This window comes from Cupriavidus sp. 86D6 (genome assembly GCF_057815095.1).
The window spans coordinates 86,164-101,964 of record NZ_JBYPSB010000009.1; the positions used below are offsets into that span (position 1 = coordinate 86,164).

The 15,801-nt window shown below is 67.7% G+C and carries 15 protein-coding genes; 5 read left to right on the forward strand and 10 right to left on the reverse strand.

Annotation, left to right across the window (positions count from 1 at the left end):
* Nucleotides 1-50: 50 nt before the first annotated feature.
* Both AC3G88_RS19935 and AC3G88_RS19940 read right to left on the reverse strand, forming a co-directional pair.
* The gene (locus AC3G88_RS19935; protein ID WP_488773266.1) at nucleotides 51-989 is read right to left on the reverse strand and encodes a sterol desaturase family protein; all 939 of its coding nucleotides are present in this window, start codon (nucleotides 987-989) and stop codon (nucleotides 51-53) included.
* Nucleotides 990-1,268: 279 nt separating this feature from the next.
* Nucleotides 1,269-3,398 (reverse strand): TonB-dependent receptor, encoded by a 2,130-nt coding sequence (locus AC3G88_RS19940; protein WP_488773265.1) that lies wholly within the window; start codon nucleotides 3,396-3,398, stop codon nucleotides 1,269-1,271.
* Between the two features lie 196 nt (nucleotides 3,399-3,594).
* Here AC3G88_RS19940 and AC3G88_RS19945 point away from each other — a divergent pair, with 196 nt between their 5' ends.
* Nucleotides 3,595-4,140: a hypothetical protein gene (locus AC3G88_RS19945; RefSeq protein WP_488773264.1), complete on the forward strand. Its 546-nt coding sequence runs from the start codon at nucleotides 3,595-3,597 to the stop codon at nucleotides 4,138-4,140.
* A gap of 28 nt (nucleotides 4,141-4,168) precedes the next feature.
* Here the strand turns inward: AC3G88_RS19945 and AC3G88_RS19950 are convergent, their stop codons facing one another.
* From AC3G88_RS19950 to AC3G88_RS19970, 5 genes are all read right to left on the reverse strand, one after another.
* Nucleotides 4,169-4,594, reverse strand: coding sequence for a hypothetical protein (locus AC3G88_RS19950; RefSeq protein WP_066740307.1), 426 nt, complete (start codon nucleotides 4,592-4,594; stop codon nucleotides 4,169-4,171).
* A gap of 342 nt (nucleotides 4,595-4,936) precedes the next feature.
* Nucleotides 4,937-5,698 carry an endonuclease/exonuclease/phosphatase family protein gene (locus tag AC3G88_RS19955; protein ID WP_488773263.1) on the reverse strand — a complete coding sequence of 254 codons (762 nt, stop codon included), beginning with the start codon at nucleotides 5,696-5,698 and terminating at the stop codon, nucleotides 4,937-4,939.
* Nucleotides 5,695-7,911 carry a VTT domain-containing protein gene (locus tag AC3G88_RS19960; protein WP_488773262.1) on the reverse strand — a complete coding sequence of 739 codons (2,217 nt, stop codon included), beginning with the start codon at nucleotides 7,909-7,911 and terminating at the stop codon, nucleotides 5,695-5,697. Before AC3G88_RS19960 ends, AC3G88_RS19955 begins: the two co-directional genes overlap by 4 nt.
* 143 nt (nucleotides 7,912-8,054) lie before the next feature.
* On the reverse strand, nucleotides 8,055-8,825 hold the full coding sequence (locus AC3G88_RS19965; protein WP_488773261.1) for a helix-turn-helix transcriptional regulator: 771 nt from the start codon (nucleotides 8,823-8,825) through the stop codon (nucleotides 8,055-8,057).
* Nucleotides 8,809-9,717 (reverse strand): DMT family transporter, encoded by a 909-nt coding sequence (locus AC3G88_RS19970; protein WP_488773260.1) that lies wholly within the window; start codon nucleotides 9,715-9,717, stop codon nucleotides 8,809-8,811. The genes AC3G88_RS19965 and AC3G88_RS19970 overlap by 17 nt, the downstream gene beginning before the upstream one ends.
* 184 nt (nucleotides 9,718-9,901) lie before the next feature.
* Between AC3G88_RS19970 and AC3G88_RS19975 the strand changes: the two genes are divergently transcribed.
* Nucleotides 9,902-10,426, forward strand: coding sequence for a cupin domain-containing protein (locus AC3G88_RS19975; RefSeq protein ID WP_488773259.1), 525 nt, complete (start codon nucleotides 9,902-9,904; stop codon nucleotides 10,424-10,426).
* 18 nt (nucleotides 10,427-10,444) lie between these two features.
* Here the strand turns inward: AC3G88_RS19975 and AC3G88_RS19980 are convergent, their stop codons facing one another.
* Entirely contained in the window at nucleotides 10,445-11,320 is an 876-nt protein-coding gene (locus tag AC3G88_RS19980; protein WP_488773258.1) for a LysR family transcriptional regulator, read from the reverse strand.
* A 93-nt stretch (nucleotides 11,321-11,413) separates the two neighbouring features.
* On the opposite strand from AC3G88_RS19980, the gene AC3G88_RS19985 reads away from it, so the two are divergent.
* Complete coding sequence (locus tag AC3G88_RS19985) at nucleotides 11,414-12,523, forward strand: NADH:flavin oxidoreductase/NADH oxidase (RefSeq protein WP_488893800.1); 1,110 nt, start codon at nucleotides 11,414-11,416, stop codon at nucleotides 12,521-12,523.
* Nucleotides 12,524-12,575: 52 nt separating this feature from the next.
* Here the strand turns inward: AC3G88_RS19985 and AC3G88_RS19990 are convergent, their stop codons facing one another.
* On the reverse strand, nucleotides 12,576-14,057 hold the full coding sequence (locus AC3G88_RS19990; RefSeq protein WP_488773256.1) for a GntP family permease: 1,482 nt from the start codon (nucleotides 14,055-14,057) through the stop codon (nucleotides 12,576-12,578).
* A 3-nt stretch (nucleotides 14,058-14,060) separates the two neighbouring features.
* Complete coding sequence (locus tag AC3G88_RS19995) at nucleotides 14,061-15,104, reverse strand: patatin-like phospholipase family protein (RefSeq protein WP_488773255.1); 1,044 nt, start codon at nucleotides 15,102-15,104, stop codon at nucleotides 14,061-14,063.
* 145 nt (nucleotides 15,105-15,249) lie between these two features.
* Here AC3G88_RS19995 and AC3G88_RS20000 point away from each other — a divergent pair, with 145 nt between their 5' ends.
* Together AC3G88_RS20000 and AC3G88_RS20005 are read left to right on the forward strand one after the other, a co-directional pair.
* Entirely contained in the window at nucleotides 15,250-15,519 is a 270-nt protein-coding gene (locus tag AC3G88_RS20000) for a type II toxin-antitoxin system Phd/YefM family antitoxin (protein ID WP_066740286.1), read from the forward strand.
* Nucleotides 15,516-15,785 carry a Txe/YoeB family addiction module toxin gene (locus AC3G88_RS20005; RefSeq protein WP_488773254.1) on the forward strand — a complete coding sequence of 90 codons (270 nt, stop codon included), beginning with the start codon at nucleotides 15,516-15,518 and terminating at the stop codon, nucleotides 15,783-15,785. Before AC3G88_RS20000 ends, AC3G88_RS20005 begins: the two co-directional genes overlap by 4 nt.
* Nucleotides 15,786-15,801: the final 16 nt, after the last annotated feature.

Consider the following 15,801-nt stretch of genomic DNA (forward strand, 5'->3'; position numbering starts at 1 on the left):
AAGAAGAACGGGCAGCCCACGCTGCCCGTTCTTCCGTTGCGACTCCCCCGTCACTGCGCGACAGCCACTTTCCCCTCAATTTCCCGATCGATCTGCTGCCCCCGTTGCAGCGTCTGCTGCTGGCGCAGTGCCTCGGTCGTGGTGCCCTGGCCGTTCGGTGCCCAGCCCGGAGGCATCGTCAGGTAGCCGATGGCGCTCGCCAGGCTGCCCGATGCCAGCATGTCCTTGCCCAGGCTGATCCAGTGTTCGAACTGGTTGACCAGCGGGTTGTGCGTGGTGGTCGGGTGGACCAGCCCGAAGCGGCACGGTTCGTCGTCGCGCTCTGCCACGTAGGTGCCGAACAGGCGGTCGAACAGGATCAGCACGCCGCCGTAGTTGGCATCGAGGTAGTCCACGTTGGAAGCATGATGGACGCGGTGGGCCGACGGGGTGTTGAACACGTATTCGAGCCAGCCGAGCCGGGGAATCCAGGTGGTGTGCAGCCAGAACTGGTACAGCAGGTTCAGGCTCAGCGTGGCCAGTACCACCTCGGGGCGCACGCCCAGGAAGACCAGCGGCGCGAAGAAGATGGCGGTGCCGGTGATCTTGCCGGTCCAGCCCAGCCGATACGCGGTGCCCAGCGTCAGTTCATTGGGCGAGTGGTGCACGGCGTGCGTGGCCCAGAAGAAGCGGATGCGGTGCGAGGCGCGGTGATACCAGTAGTAGCAGAATTCCTGGCCGACGAAGAGCAGCAGCACGGCCAGCGCGCTGTTGATCTCCACCGTGAAGATGCGGTGCTGCCAGGCCAGTGCAAAGATCGGCGTGGCCAGCGACAGCGGCAGGAAGGCCATCAGCTTGCGGCCGATCATGTCGACCAGCGACAGGGCCATTTCGTGCCACGGATAGGTCTTGCCTTGCTGGCGCGCCTTGCGGGCCAGGAACGCGGCTTCGACCATCGACGCGGCGACGATGACGCCGGTGGCCAGGAGGGTGATTTGATGAAGTTGCATGATCGTCCTTTCGGTTTGGCGGTGACGCTGGCGTAGCTGTCGCGGCGTCGGTGAGCCAAATGTAGGGGGCGATCGGGCGGGGCGCCATGCGGGAAGTATGTCGCCCCATGTCACCGCGCGGAAAGCCGCGCCGGGTAACGGTTTGCGGGCGATGGCGAGGGCGCCCGACGGCGCCGGTGACACAGGGGGATGCGGCGGAGCCGGCGCATGCGGCGTCCCGGTCGCCCGCCCGTCAGGCCGGGGCAGGGCGCCGGGGCCCGGCCATCGGCCGGATAGCCCTTACATGCGATACCGCACCGTCGCCATCACGCTGCGCGGGGCGCCGGGCAGGTTCAGGTTCGGGCTCGAACCGTGCCCGGAAACGATGTAGCCCTGGTTGAAGAGGTTGTACACGTTGAGCTGGGCCTCGAACTTGCCGCGCCGGTACCACGCCACCATGTCGGCGGTGACATAGCCCGGCAGCGTCACGGTGTTGGCCGGATCGGCCTGCCGCGCGCCCACCAGGTTCAGCCCGCCGCCCAGGCCGAAGCCGTGGCCGAGGTCCTTGGTGATCCAGACATTGCCGGAATGGCGCGGCGTCAGCGTGGCCCGCTTGCCTTGCAGCGCGGGGGTGGACTGCGTGACCACGGCATCCAGATAGGCATAGCCGGCCAGCATGCGCCAGCCGCCGCCCAGTTGCGCGGCACCGCTCAGTTCCAGGCCATCGGTGCGCTGCTCGCCGATCGGGATCAGCGCGGTACCGGTGGCGTTGGCCACCTTGATGTTGGTGCGCTCGATGCGGAACAGCGATACCGTGGTGCTGGCCTTGCCATCCAGGAAGTCATACTTGGCGCCCACCTCGGTATTGCGCGTGGTTTCCGGCGCCAGCTGGGCGTTGTTGGCGGCCAGCGAGAAGGCTTCGCCGGACGGCTGGAACGACCGGCTCCACGACAGGTAGTACGACTGCTGCTTCGACGGTTGCCAGACCAGGCCCGCGCGCGGGCTCCACGCATTGTCCGTGCGCGACAGGTCGGCCTGTCCCGGCACGCGCTGGAAGGTCTCCTGCTCGAAGCGGTCGTAGCGCACGCCCACCAGCGCCTTCCACTGCTCGGAGAACTGGATCATGTCCTGCGTGTAGAGCCCCAGCGTCTTGAAGACGCCCAGGTTGCTCGTGCCGGGGTTGCCGCCGACCAGGCGCGGCAACGTGGGCAATATCGGGTTGAACAGCGCAAAGTTCGCCACCGCACCGGCCGAATTTCGCACCGGCGCCGTGTAGTTCATCACGTCCTTGTTCTGCTGGCCCACTTCCACGCCGTACAGCAGTTCATGCTGCATGCCCAGGAATTGCGCCTTCTGGGTCAGGTCGGTCTGGTTGAACCACCCGTGCTCTTCACGATAGACATTGCCGTGATTCATCGTGAAGGTCTGGGCCGCTTCGTTGACCGTGTTGGTCAGCGTGTTGTTCCGCTCCAGCGAGTAATGGTAGTAGCGCGTGGCATTGCGGATCGACCAGTTTTCGTTGAAGCGATGGTTGACCGTTGCCGTGCCCGAGTACACGCGGCTCTGGCTGTAGTCCGAGTCGCGGGCATTGGCGGCGCCGTAGTACGTGGACGGGTCCACCGCCACCGGCCGGCCCTTGTACGCCGGAATGCCGAAGTCCGTGACGCGGCGGTCTTCCAGGTAGTCGGCTTGCAGCAATACCGTCGTCTGCGGCGCCAGGCGCAGTTCCAGCGACGGCGCCACGGCCGTGCGGTTCAGGAACTGCTGCGAGCGGTAGCTGTTGGCTTCTTCGTGGGCGGCCGTGATGCGGAAGGCCGCGGCGCCATCCGCGAACACACGGCCCACATCGCCTTCGACGCGGCGATCGGCCCACATGCCATAGCTCAATGCGAAGTCCGTCACGTCGAGCCCCGGCTTCTTGGTCACGCGGTTGATCAGGCCACCCGACGAACCCCGGCCATACAGCACCGCGGCCGGGCCCTTGATGACCTCGACCCGATCGACGTTGGACAGATCGCGAAAGTACAGCGCGTCGTCGCGAATGCCGTCGACGAACTGGTCGGCAATGGCCGAAAAGCCACGAATCGATACCTGGTCGCGCTGCCCGTCGCCCGTCGAAAAACTCACGCCCGGCACGTTCTTGAGCACGTCCTGCATCGACGTGGCGCGCTGGTCCTGCATGACCTCGGCAGTCACCACGTTGACCGTCTGGGGAATGTCGCGCAGCGGGGCGTCGGTCTTGGTAGCGCTGACGGTGTTGGACGGGTTATACCCGGTGCCCAGCTCCTTGCTGGCGTCGGCCTTGACGGTGACCGCCGGCAGGTTTTGCGGCGCCGGCGTGGCGCCTTGCGCGTGAACCAGCCCGACGAGCAGGGCCGGGCAAGCGGCCAGCGACCGGGTAATACGGTGATTGTGCAGATAACGGCCCATTTCCCTAGTGTAATGTCTTGTAATAATAAGAAATGGGAGCGATTATCATTTGCAAGTATCCCTGCGGTCAATGTGATTATTTCGGTGCAATGTCATGCTGCGTCATAGGGGCGGGCACTAGCTTGTGTGCCCATCCATAAGCAATAGAATCAAGAGGCTGGGCGCACGCGCTCCGAAGGCAGGCGGGAGACGGGAAATGGTTGCCATACGCGGGATGCTCGCGGGAGTCGTGGCCGGGACGGCCCTGATGCTGGGCGGATGCGTGGCCTATCCGGGCTATGACACCTATGGCACGACCTATGGCAGCTATGCCGGCAGCTACAGCAGTTACACCGGCACCGGTGACGCCAGCTATCCGATCAACGCCTACGGCACGTTCTATAGCGGATATCCGTACTACTACGGCAACTACTACGGCGGCTACTACGCCGGCTATCCCTACGGATATCCGTATGGCTACGCGGGCTGGCCCGTCTACAGCAGCATCTGGTTCGGCTACGGGTGCTGCGGGTATCGGGGGTATTACGGACATCGCGGCTACTACGGCTACCGTGGCGGGTATGGCTATCACGGTGGATATCACGGCGGCTACTACGGCGGCTACCACGGCTACGGCGGGGGCTACCGCGGGTACGGCGGCGGGTATGGCAGGGGATATGGTGGCGGGTATGGCGGTGGATATGGTGGCGCGTATGGCGGCGGCTACCGTGGCGGCGGCCGGGGGGGTGGCAGGGGCCGCTAGGCGGCCGTCCTTCGCTTGATCGTGGCTGCTACGGCAACTGGCGCAACTGGCCGATGACGGACATCAGCCTGCCGTGGGCCACCGTGACCGATGCTTCGTCCTGCAGGGCTTCCTGATAGCGCCGGCGGAATGCCTGGTCGCCGTGTTCGCTGAACAGTTTCTGCGTGGCGCCGGCCACGGCGCGGCAGGTTTCATCGTGATGCTCGTCGCCGTCGAGTTCCTCGTCGATCTCGATGATCAGGCGCGACAACGGATCGAGCCAGCGGAAGAACGATTCCTCCGTCACCAGTTGCACAAACTGTCCTGCGGGAATCGGCCCATGCAGTCTTTCATACTGGCCGCGGTCATAGCCGATGACCTCCTTGTGGACCTGGAGCAACGCCGCCCGCAAGGCACGCAGCCCTGAGCGGCGGGTTTCCTGGGTAGCAAGGAACTGTTCGCTGGGCATGCCCATCTCCACTTTTCCTGTTCATGGGGCAGGCCGTATCGACATGACCTTCGGTGGCGTCCTCCCGGGGCCACCATTCACCCGCCCGTTGTTATCGGAAACACACGTCCACGCCCGATGGCATGCACGGTGTGCAAGTCAGTATAGGCAGCGTCATGGCCCCAATCTAGCGCGCCCGCCTAGCGAAATACCCGTATTGCGGCCCTGCGGCAACGGGTGCCCGCCATGCCGGACGCGCCCTGTGGCGCATGCCGGCGTTGCAGTGCAACGTTGTGCCTGCGCGTTGCGGCTGGCTTCGCCGCGGGGAATGCCTGCCCGGGACCGGCGCGGCGCGGTATGCAATGGTTGCTATGCCGAAGTGAGCCGCATCTGTGCCAGCAGCGGCAGGTGGTCGGAGGCCAGCCGGGCCAGTGGCGTGCGATGGCTCGATACCGCCACCAGGTGGGCGCGCGGCGACGTCCAGATGCGGTCCAGCGCCAGGAACGGCAGCCGCGACGGGAATGTCGAGACATGCGGCGTGCGCTGGAAGTAGGCATGCAGCCAGCGCAGCGGGCGGCCCCACAGAAACCATTCGTTGACGTCGCCAAGCAGGATGGTCGGCTGCGCCGGCGCCTCGGCCAGCGCGGTCAGCAGGCGCCGCACCTGCCAGCGCCGTTCGCCGGGGCGCAGGCCCAGGTGCGTGGCGATCACGCGCAGCGCGAACGTGCCCGATTCGATGGCATTGCATTCCAGCAGTGCGTCGATGGCGCCGCGCGGCTCGCACCCCTTCACGCTCAGATCGATCTGCCGCACCTTGAGCGGCGGGTAGCGCGTGAGCAGCGCGTTGCCGTAGTCGCCATCGTCGCGCACCAGCGTCGGACCGGGGATCGCGTGCAGGCCGGTGTGCTGGGACAGGAAGCGCAGCATGTCGAACCCCGTGCCGCGCGTCTCCACCTCCTGCAGGGCGATCATGTCGGCACGCAGTTCGTTGATGACCTCGCAAATGCGCTTGGGCACGAAATGCCCATCGGTGCCGACGCCGCCGTGGATGTTGTAGCTGGCCACCGCGATATCGGCATGCAGCGCGGCTGGCGCGGCTGGCGCCGCGTGGCGCGGTTCGCGGGCGGTCATCGGGCACCCTCGCCGGACGGCGGGCGGCAGCAGTGCGGCGGCTGCGGCCCGGTGCCGGCCCGCGCATGACCATGGGCCGCCCGGCTGCGCCGCTGGCGGCGGCGCCGCAACATCCACCACAGCGCGGCGGGAATCAGCAGGACCAGCGCCAGCAGCGCGAACGTCTTCGGCTCGGGATGCTGGGCGACGGCCGCGATGCGGTCCACCAGCGACGCCGACACGATGATGCCGGGCGACATGCCGATGGCCGTGCCCAGCAGGCAGTCGCGCAACCGGATGCGCGACGCCCCGACCACCAGGTTGACCAGCGTGAACGGTGCCACCGGCACCAGCCGCAGCGCCACCATGGCCAGCAGGCCGTGCTGGCTCACCTTCTGGCTCAGGCGGTTCAACCGCCGCCCGCCAAAGCGCCGCACGGCGTTGCGCCCCAGCAGGCGTCCCACGGTGTAGCCGGCCGCCGTGCTGAGCACGGTCCCGGCCAGCGCAATCGCGCCACCGTACAGCGGCCCGAAAACCACCACGGTCACCACGATCAGCACCGTCACCGGGAATAGCGCCAGCCCGCCGGCGACGAAGGCGCCCATCATCGCCAGCGGGGCCATTGGCATGTCGTCCAGGCGTTGCACCCAGGCCAGCACGTGGCGGAAATCGGCCCATTCGCGCAATGGCGTGTAGTGCCAGGCAAAGACCACGCCGGCCAGCAGCAGCACGAATGCCACCAGCAGCGCCACACGGCTGGCCACATGCGGGCGGGCGTCGGGGCCGACGAACTCGGCCATGACCTGTTCCGCGTCAATGGGCTCCATCGGATCGAGCAGCGTGGCATCGGGCAGCGCGGCGTCCACGTTGTCGGGCACCGCGGGCGCAAAGGGTTGCAGCGTGCGCCCTTCGGGCCGATGCAGCGCGGCCAGCGCGGCGTGCAGGCGCGGGTGCGCGGCCATGGCCTGGTGCAGCGCGTCGGGCGTGACGGCCAGGTGCTCGCACAGCAGGCGGTCGCGCATGGCGCGGATGGCGGCGGCAACACGCGGGTCGCCCCGGGATTCGATCGCCAGGTTGCACTCGGTATCGAGCCCGAACGAACGGTTGCTCAGGTTGGCGGAGCCGATGGTCAGCAGGCGGTCGTCCACGGCCATGATCTTGCTGTGCACGTTGACGCAAGCATCGCCCAGGCCGGGCACGTGCGGACAGTACAACTGGAAGCGGCCATCCGGATCGGCCGCGCGCAGGCCGCGATACAGGCGCGCCCGCAGCACGCCCATGCTGGCCTCTTCCAGCCAGCCGCTTTCGGTGCGGCGCGATACCAGGGCGATGTCCGGCGCGTCGGGCTCGCGCAGCCGGGCCGCAAACGCGTCGGCGATCAGCCCCGAACTGAAGTACTGGTTTTCCAGGTAGATGCTGTCTCGGGCGGCGCCGATGGCATCGGTGTAGAGCGTGCGGATCTCGCTGATACCCGGTTCGTCGTCGCGCATGGGAAATGTGCGGCTGATACCCACTGGCACCTTGGTGATGTCGGGCGGCACCTGCTCGGGCCACAGGTCGGTGGCCGATGCCGCCAGAGGGGGCGGCACGCGCGGATGCCGTCCGGTCGCGCGCAGCCAGCGGTCGGCCGCGAGTTCGCCCAGCGCGTGCGCGGCCTCGCCATCGACCATGCATTGGACGTCGTGGAACGGTGCGTAGGGCTTGCCGTCAGGGTCCACGCGTCGCGGATCGTCGGGCAGGTGGTGGTGGGTGTCCCAGCGCCGGATGGTCAGGTCCAGCCCGCCCACAAATGCCAGCCGATGGTCGATGACCACCACCTTCTGATGATGCGAGGCGCCCACGGGGTGATTGCCGTCGAGGCAGAACGACAGCCGCCGGTGGGCTTGCCAGTGCGCCTTGGCGGCCGGCAGGAATTCGCGCTCCAGCGCGAACACCATCGCGTAATCCCAGCTCAGCACGTACACGCGCAGGCCCCGGCGCCGGCGGCACAGGGCGTTGAGGAAGTCGCGCAGTTCGGCGGGCAGGCCGTCGGTGGGCGATTCCGGCTGCAGGCGCGTACGGCTGTCGATATCCCAGCCGAGGATGAAGATGCTGTGCTCTGCGCGGGTCAGCGCCTGACGCAGCACCGGAAAATACGCATCGGCATCGACGAGCATCGCGAAGCGCGTGCACGGGGCCACGCGCCAGCAATTGTGGCCCGGGCGCAGCAGGGAGGGTTCGGCGACGTTCGACATGGCGAAGGGCTAGCTTCGCAAGTTCCGTACCGGTCGCGCGGCCGCGCGATGCCGCGGGCGTGGGTGCGGGATCTCCGGATATGCCCGAGTGGGCGTCGTGCGCGCCTTGTGTGTCCCTTACCCGGCTTTGTAAAAGTTGCGCGTCAGGCAGCGGCGGCCATGCGCCACGCGGCCGGCGGCATGCCAAAACGCCGCGCGAAGGCGCGGGTGAAGGTGGTCTGGTCGGGATAACCGACGCCCGACGCGATATCGGCCAGCGGCATCGTGCCGGCCATCAGCCACTGCACGGCCTGGTCCAGCCGCAGGCGCGTCTGATAGCCGTGGGGCGTGTCGCCGAATGCCTCGCAGAACAGCGTATGAAAGCGCCGGGTCCCCCAGCCGATGCGTGCGGCGAGCTGGTCCACCCGCAACGGCGTGGAAAGATGGGTGCGCAGGTAGTGGTCGATGGCGCCCACCGGAAAGCGTGCCGCATCGGCCTGCCGGTCATCGAGGCCGAGCATGGCGGACAGGCCGCCCGCCAGCGCCGCGGCCTGTTGCCAGGCATGCTGGGCCGGCGCGGTGCCGGACGCCTGACCGGCGGTGGCCAGCCGGCGGACACGCGTGGCAAAGGCGGTATCCATCGCGAACATGCGGGGTGTTGCCATCAGCCGTGCCGGCAGCGCCACGGAGCTGGAGGGAAAGTCGGCCACCAGTTGCAGGTTGTCGGTCAGGCCGCTGCACAGGTGGTGCATGCCGGCCGGGATGACCAGGCCGTGCGTGCCGTCAACCCGGTAGGCATGGCCGTCGATTTCCAGTTCGGTCTGGCCATCCACGCCAAACAGCAACTGGTGATAGTCGTGCGCGTGGCCGAACGGCCGGTGCGGGTAGCGGCGCGGTTCGACCAGGGGCGAGGCGTGCTCAACGAGCTTCGGCATGACGCGGCTTGCCCTGGGTCTGGCAGAGCCAGACGCCCACCCCGGCGATGGCCATGCCGAGCCACTGCACGGGCCCAAGGCGGTCGCCGAACAGCAGCGCCGCCTGCACGGCCGCCAGCGGCGGCGCCAGGAACATCAGCGCGGCGGCATTGGCCGCCTGGCCGCGCCGCACCAGGCCCAGCAACAGCCACGTGCCCAGGCCGGACAGCACCACCGCGGCCCACGCCAGCGACATCCATAGCGTGGGGCCGCCTTGCCAACGCAACGCGCCGATGCCGCCCGATGCACTGACGACCACGCCGGCCACCAGCAGCGCCCCGGCGTTCTGCCAGGCCGAACTGGCGCGGATATCCGCGCGGCGGATCGAGGTTTTCTGGAGCAGGGTTCCCATGGTGATCGAGACAATCGCCAGCACGCCGACCAGCACGATCCACGGGGACACCGCGTGCGGCGCGCCGGCCTGCATGGCTGGCAAGACTACCAGACCCACGCCCAGCGCGCCCAGCCCCAGTCCGCGCCAGGTGCGCGCGGTCGGCTGCTCGCCCAGCAGCGGGATGGCCAGCAGGGCGGTCAGCAACGGCTGCAGCGCGCCCAGCAGTGCCATGATCGATGGGGACAGGCCATGCGCCACCGCGCCATAGCCGGCGCACAGGTAGACGCCCTGCATCAGCGCGCCGGCCAGCAGATGGCGCGGCACCTGCGACAGCGGCGGCCATGCGGCGCGCCCGGCGGCGGCCACGGCGGCGAACATCAGCGTGGCCAGCGCAAAGCGGGCCAGCAGGAACAGGCTGGTATCGGCCACCGGCACGACGGCCTTGCCGACGATGAAACCGGTGGACCAGATCAGGACAAAGGCCATGGCGGGCAGCCAGGCGGGAACGGGGCGCGACATCTTGAATCTTGGTAAGGGGCAGCTTGCAGGCCCGGATCGTCCTCAGCGGCGAAACGCGGGCGGATTTCCGGACATGGCCGGCAGACTAGCGCAGCCCGGCACGGCTGTCTTGGCAAATCCTGCACTGTTCGCCCGGGGCACCATGGTATGGTGGCGGCCCGCCGTGCCACTGCCGCGCTTCACCATGACCGATACCCCGCAGCAACGCCTGATCGACGATCTTGGCCTGATTCCGCACCCGGAAGGCGGCTATTACCGCGAAACGTTCCGCGACGCGGCCCGTGTGCGGCGCGTGTCCGATGGCGCCGAGCGTTCGGCTTCCACCGCGATCTACTACCTGCTGTGCGATACCGCCTTCTCGGCCTGGCATCGCATCCACGCCGACGAGGCGTGGCACTTCTACGCCGGAGACCCGATCCACGTGCACTGGCTGACGCCCGACGGCGCGCTCGTCACGCACCGGCTTGGCAATCCGCTGGCGCGGCCCGGCACCGTGTTCCAGGCCGTCGTGCCGGCCGGCTGCTGGTTCGCCGCCGAACGCGTGCCGGCCACGGAAGGCGCGGCCGGCTATGCGCTGGCCGGCTGTACGGTGGCGCCCGGCTTCGAGTTCAGCGAATTCGAACTGGCCGATCCCCTGAGGCTTGCGGCCTCGCACCCGGCGCATGCCGATGTGATCACCCGGCTGGGCAGCCGGCCCCGCGAGCGCTGAGGCACGTCGTTCCCGGCCCTACGCGGCAGTCTTCACCTGCGTGCGCAGGTAGTCCACCACGCGCGCCACGCGGGGCGCCAGCGCCCATTCCGAGCGGTGGATCAGCCAGAGTTTGTCGATCACCGGCGCGTGGCAGTCCAGCACCCGGATCTGGTCCTTCTGCACGAAGGCCTCGCGCGCATAGCGCGGAATCACGGTAAAGCCAAAGCCGCGCGCCACCGGTTCCAGCATCAGGCTCACCTGGTTGCTGAACCCCCGGCACGGCAAGGTATGCACGCCCGGATTGCCGGGATAGTGCCGGCTCAGCAGGCGGTTGGCCATGGTCTTGCCGTCGGGATGGTCGACAAAGCCGATGCGCTGCAGATCGTCCCAGCCCTGTACCTGTTCGCCCGCCGGATAGACCAGTTCCAGGGGTTCCTCGCTGAACGGCGTCGCGGCCAGCCGGGGATCGTCGGGCTTGAGCGACACCAGCCCCACGTCGAAGCGGTTTTGCAGCACACCTTCCAGCACCTCGGCGTCGGGCGCGAAACGGTGGCGGATGATCAGTCCCGGCGTCTTGCCTTGCAGGTCCAGCAGGCGCGGATACAGGAACAGGCCGATGCTGCCGGGCGTGATCAGCCCGACCACGCCGGACTCGCCATCGTCGACCAGCCGGGCGCGCAGGCGGTCGTTGGCCAGTTCCATGTCGGCGCAGTATTCCAGCAGCGCGCGGCCGGCCGGCGTCAGTTCCAGCGCGCGCGGGCGGCGGATCAGCAGCGGACCGAGCGCATCTTCCAGATGCCGGATGTGCTGGCTGACGGCGGCCTGGGTCAGGCCCAGCTCGTCGGCCGCGCTGGTGAAGCTGCCGGTTTGCGCCAGCATGGCAAACGAGCGCAGCCATTGGGGGTTGAGCATAATGAACTCTTATCGAATTGATAACGCGTAGACGGTTTTCATTATAGCGGCGCGTGGCTAATATCGCTGCATTGCAACATGCAGAGACCACCCATGACTACGCCTGCACTTTTTACCCCTTTCACGCTGAAAGACGTGACGCTGCGCAACCGTATCGCGGTGCCCCCGATGTGCCAGTACAGCGCCATCGACGGCGTTACCAACGACTGGCACCTGTCCCATTACGCCGGCCTGGCCCGTGGCGGCGCCGGCTTGGTGATCGTCGAGGCCACGGCGGTGTCGCCGGAAGGCCGCATTACGCCGGGATGCACGGGGTTGTGGAATGACGAACAGGCTGTCGGCATGGCGCGCATTGCCGAGGCCATCAAGGCGGGCGGTGCCGTTGCCGGCATCCAGATCGCCCATGCCGGCCGCAAGGCCAGCGCCAATCGTCCGTGGGAAGGCGACGACCATATTCCCGAGGGCGACGACCGTGGGTGGAAGACCATCTCGCCGTCGGCCAAGCCGTTCGGCGCCAACCTGTCGAAGATGCCCGAAGCGATGACGCACGACGATATCGCCCGTATCCAGGCTGATTTCGTGGCTGCCGCCCGGCGCGCCCGCGACGCCGGCTTCCAGTGGCTGGAATTGCACTTCGCGCACGGCTATCTGGCGCAGAGCTTCTTCTCGGTCCACGGCAACGAACGTACCGACGAATACGGCAAGGACGCCATCGGCCGAGGCCGCTTCCTGCTGGAAACGCTGGCCGCCGTGCGCGAGGTCTGGCCGCAAAACCTGCCGCTGACCGCCCGTTTCGGCGTGATCGAATATGACGGCAACGACGAGCAGACGCTCAAGGAATCGATCGAACTGGTGCGCGCCATGCGCGAGGGCGGCCTGGACATGCTGAACGTCAGCGTCGGCTTTTCCACGCCCGATGCCAGGATCCCCTGGGGCCCGGCATTCCTGGCGCCCATTGCCGAGCGCGTGCATCGCGAAGCCGGCCTGCCGGTGGCGTCGTCGTGGGGCATCGACGACCCCGTGGTGGCCAACCGCGTGGTCGAGCAGGGCCAGATGGATCTGGTGATGGTGGGCCGCGCCATGCTGTCGAACCCGCACTGGCCGTACCAGGCCGCGATGAAGCTGGGCGTGGAGCGTCCGTCGTGGGTGCTGCCCGCGCCGTACGCCCACTGGCTGGAACGCTACCGCGTGCAGTCGGCCTGATCGGCCTGGGCGCCCGGAGCGGCCTGGAAGCTGTGCCGGGGCACTGGCCGGGTCAGAACGATCCGACCAGTGTGCCCAGCACGATGACGGCCACCAGCGCCAGCAGCGGCCCGACAATGCCGACCATCACGATGCCGCCGTAGCTTTGCTTGTGCGTGGTGCCGCAGACGGCCAGCAGCGTGACCACCGCGCCGTTGTGCGGCAGTGTGTCGAGCGTGCCGGCACTCATCACGGCCACGCGGTGCAGCACGGCGGGATCGAGCCCGATTTCCAGCGCCCGCGCCAGGTAGGTGCCGCCCAGCGCATCGAGCGCGATCGTCAGGCCGCCCGAAGCGGAGCCGGTCAGCGCCGACAGCACGTTGGTGGCCACGGCCAGCGACACCAGCGGGCCGCCTCCGATCGACAATACCCAGTCCCGTACCACGGCAAAGCCCGGCAGGCCCGCCACCACGGCGCCAAAGCCGACCAGGCTGGCCACGCTGAGCACCGGCAGGGCCGCCGCGTGCGCACCGGCGCCCATGGTTTCGCGCAGCGCGGTCAGGCGCCGCCAGTTCAGCAGCACCAGGCAAACGATGGCGGCCGCCAGCGCGACGATCACCGACCACACCCCGCCCACGGCCTGCAATGACGTGGCGCCCCATTCCGGCAGCGCCAGATAGTCCGCATCCAGCCGCGGCAGCACGACCAGGCTCATGGTCAGGTTCACGGCAATCACCACGGCCAGCGGCAGCAGCGCCACCAGCGCGCCGGGCGGCTCGGCACTGCGCCGGCCATGCCGCGCTTCGGCCGGATCGAACTCATGTGCTGTGCTGGCGCGCTCGCGGATCAGCGGGCGTTCGGCCACCTCGGCCACCTGGGCAACCCCGGCCACCTCCCCGACGCCATCCGGCAATCCCCCGCCATAGCCTTCCCCCTTGCGGCGCGCGGCACCTTCGCAGCGCGCCAGCCACCACATGCCGAATGCCAGCATGATCAGGCTGGCGACGATGCCCAGCCCGGGCGCCGCGAACGGCGTGGTGCTGAAGAACGGCATCGGAATCGCGTTCTGGATGGCCGGCGTGCCGGGCAGCGCCGACATCGTGAAGGTCGAGGTGCCCAGCACGATGGCGGCCGGCATCAGCCGGTGCGGGATATCGGCCGCGCGAAACAGCGCATGGGCCATCGGCGCCAGCACGAAGAACGCCACAAACAGGCTGACACCCCCAAAGGTGAGCAGGGCGCCGGCCAGCACCACGGCCAGTATCGCGCGGCGGGGGCCGAGCGTGCGCGTCATCCAGTCGGCAATCGCGGTGACCGATCCGCTGTCATCCATCAGCTTGCCGAACAGCGCGCCCAGCAGGAACAGCGGAAAGAACTGTGCGACGAAGCCCGCCGCCGTGCCCATGAAGGTCTGCGTCCAGTTAGCCAGCAACGGGTCGCCCGCCGTGGCAGCCGCCAGCAGCGCGGCGGCCGGGGCGATCAGCAGGATGCTCCAGCCCCGGAACGCCATCCAGACCATCGCCGCCAGGGCGATGACGATGCCTGGCAAGTCCATGGTTCAGACCTCCCGCAGCAGTTCGTCCAGATCGAACGAGGACTGGTTGCCCAGCGCATCGCCGTGCATGGCCAGGAACTGCCCGGCCGCCGCGCGGCCTTCGTCGCGCAGCATGCACAGGAACGGCCATTCGGCATTCATCTTCGACGACGACCCGAATTCGGCCATGCGCTCGCTGGCAATGCGGTGGATGCGCATGTCGGCCCACTGGGCGCCCTCGGCAGCGCCAGGGTCGGCCACGCGCTGCAGCACGGCGATCATGCGCAGTTCCTTGAGCAGGGCGGCGTTGAAGGAGATCTCGTTGACCCGGCTCAGGATGTCGCGCGCCGAGCGGGGCACGCCGGCGCGCGCCACCGGATTGATCTGCACGAGGATGGTGTCGCGCGACTGGCATTCGCGCACCAGCGGCGTGATGGTGGGATTGCCCGCATAGCCGCCATCCCAGTACGGCACGCCGTCGATCTCCACGGCCTGGAACACCGTGGGCAGGCAGGCCGACGCCAGCAGCACGCTGGCCGTGACTTCCGTGTTCTTGAATACGCGGCCACGGCCCGTTTCCACATTGGTGGCCGTGACAAACAGATGAATCGGCGCCTGGGCCAGCACATCGAAATCGATGGTGGCCTGCAGCACCTCGGCCAGCGGATTGCTGCCGGCCTTGTTGAGGTCATAGGGCGACCAGATGCGCGCGGCCAGGTCGGCGGCGACGAACAGCGGGGAATTGTCGAGCGTCCAGCGGCCCAGGATCACGTCGAGCGGGGTGCGGCGGAACGGGCTGAAGCGGGCGGCATCGGACACCCGCTGCCAGAAGGCTTCCAGCGCCCGGCGGGCGCCGCCCCGGCCATCGAGCGCGTGGCCGTAGACCAGCACGGCGGCATTCATCGCCCCGGCCGACGTGCCCGATATCCCCTCGATATCGAGCCATGGCTCTTCCAGCAGGCGATCCAGCACGCCCCAGGTAAAGGCGCCATGGGCGCCACCGCCTTGCAACGCCAGGTCGATCAGCAGCGGCTCGCGCGCCGCGGCGGTCTTGCCTTCCTCGTTCATCCGACGCTCCCGAAGGTGACTCACGTGAGGTACAAGCCGCTCTATTATTTGTTGTGCAGTGCAACTTCAGCAAGGTTGAGTGTTGGACCGGGGCCAATGCCGCTATACTTGTACAGCTAATTGGACATGTATTTGGAGTGATGACATGCGCACAGTTCATTTTTCAGACGCCCGCAACAATCTCAAGGCCGTCATCGATCAGGCGATTGAAGACCACGACGCCGTGCTGATCACGCGCCGGGATGCGCCGAACGCAGTGATCATGTCGCAGGAGCAATACGATAGTTGGGCGGAAACGATCTACCTGCTGAACTCTCCGGCGAACGCCGCTCACCTTGCCCGTTCCATGGAACAGTTGCGCGCAGGCGAGATGCAGCAGCGGAAACTCGTCGACCCGGACGATGCGGCCGAATGACGCGCAACATCCTGTTCACGGCCGATGCGTGGGAGCAGTACCTGTTCTGGCAGGGCCAGGACCGCAAGACGTTGAAACGGATCAATCAACTGGTCGAAGACGCGCGGCGGTCTCCATTTGAAGGCATCGGCAAGCCGGAACCCCTGAAAGGAAACCTGACAGGCTTTTGCTCACGGCGCATTGATGACACAAATCGCCTTGTCTACAAGGCCGACGACGCGGCGGTGTCCATCGTCAGCTGCCGCTATCACTATGGCGACAGGTGACGATGGTGTGGGCCCT

Excerpts from the sequence above, each read along its gene's own strand:
- AC3G88_RS19935 (WP_488773266.1), bottom strand. The coding sequence starts at position 989 with ATGCAACTTCATCAAATCACCCTCCTGGCCACCGGCGTCATCGTCGCC.
- AC3G88_RS19940 (WP_488773265.1), bottom strand. The coding sequence starts at position 3,398 with ATGGGCCGTTATCTGCACAATCACCGTATTACCCGGTCGCTGGCCGCT.
- AC3G88_RS19945 (WP_488773264.1), top strand. The coding sequence starts at position 3,595 with ATGGTTGCCATACGCGGGATGCTCGCGGGAGTCGTGGCCGGGACGGCC.
- AC3G88_RS19950 (WP_066740307.1), bottom strand. The coding sequence starts at position 4,594 with ATGGGCATGCCCAGCGAACAGTTCCTTGCTACCCAGGAAACCCGCCGC.
- AC3G88_RS19955 (WP_488773263.1), bottom strand. The coding sequence starts at position 5,698 with ATGACCGCCCGCGAACCGCGCCACGCGGCGCCAGCCGCGCCAGCCGCG.
- AC3G88_RS19960 (WP_488773262.1), bottom strand. The coding sequence starts at position 7,911 with ATGTCGAACGTCGCCGAACCCTCCCTGCTGCGCCCGGGCCACAATTGC.
- AC3G88_RS19965 (WP_488773261.1), bottom strand. The coding sequence starts at position 8,825 with ATGCCGAAGCTCGTTGAGCACGCCTCGCCCCTGGTCGAACCGCGCCGC.
- AC3G88_RS19970 (WP_488773260.1), bottom strand. The coding sequence starts at position 9,717 with ATGTCGCGCCCCGTTCCCGCCTGGCTGCCCGCCATGGCCTTTGTCCTG.
- AC3G88_RS19975 (WP_488773259.1), top strand. The coding sequence starts at position 9,902 with ATGACCGATACCCCGCAGCAACGCCTGATCGACGATCTTGGCCTGATT.
- AC3G88_RS19980 (WP_488773258.1), bottom strand. The coding sequence starts at position 11,320 with ATGCTCAACCCCCAATGGCTGCGCTCGTTTGCCATGCTGGCGCAAACC.
- AC3G88_RS19985 (WP_488893800.1), top strand. The coding sequence starts at position 11,414 with ATGACTACGCCTGCACTTTTTACCCCTTTCACGCTGAAAGACGTGACG.
- AC3G88_RS19990 (WP_488773256.1), bottom strand. The coding sequence starts at position 14,057 with ATGGACTTGCCAGGCATCGTCATCGCCCTGGCGGCGATGGTCTGGATG.
- AC3G88_RS19995 (WP_488773255.1), bottom strand. The coding sequence starts at position 15,104 with ATGAACGAGGAAGGCAAGACCGCCGCGGCGCGCGAGCCGCTGCTGATC.
- AC3G88_RS20000 (WP_066740286.1), top strand. The coding sequence starts at position 15,250 with ATGCGCACAGTTCATTTTTCAGACGCCCGCAACAATCTCAAGGCCGTC.
- AC3G88_RS20005 (WP_488773254.1), top strand. The coding sequence starts at position 15,516 with ATGACGCGCAACATCCTGTTCACGGCCGATGCGTGGGAGCAGTACCTG.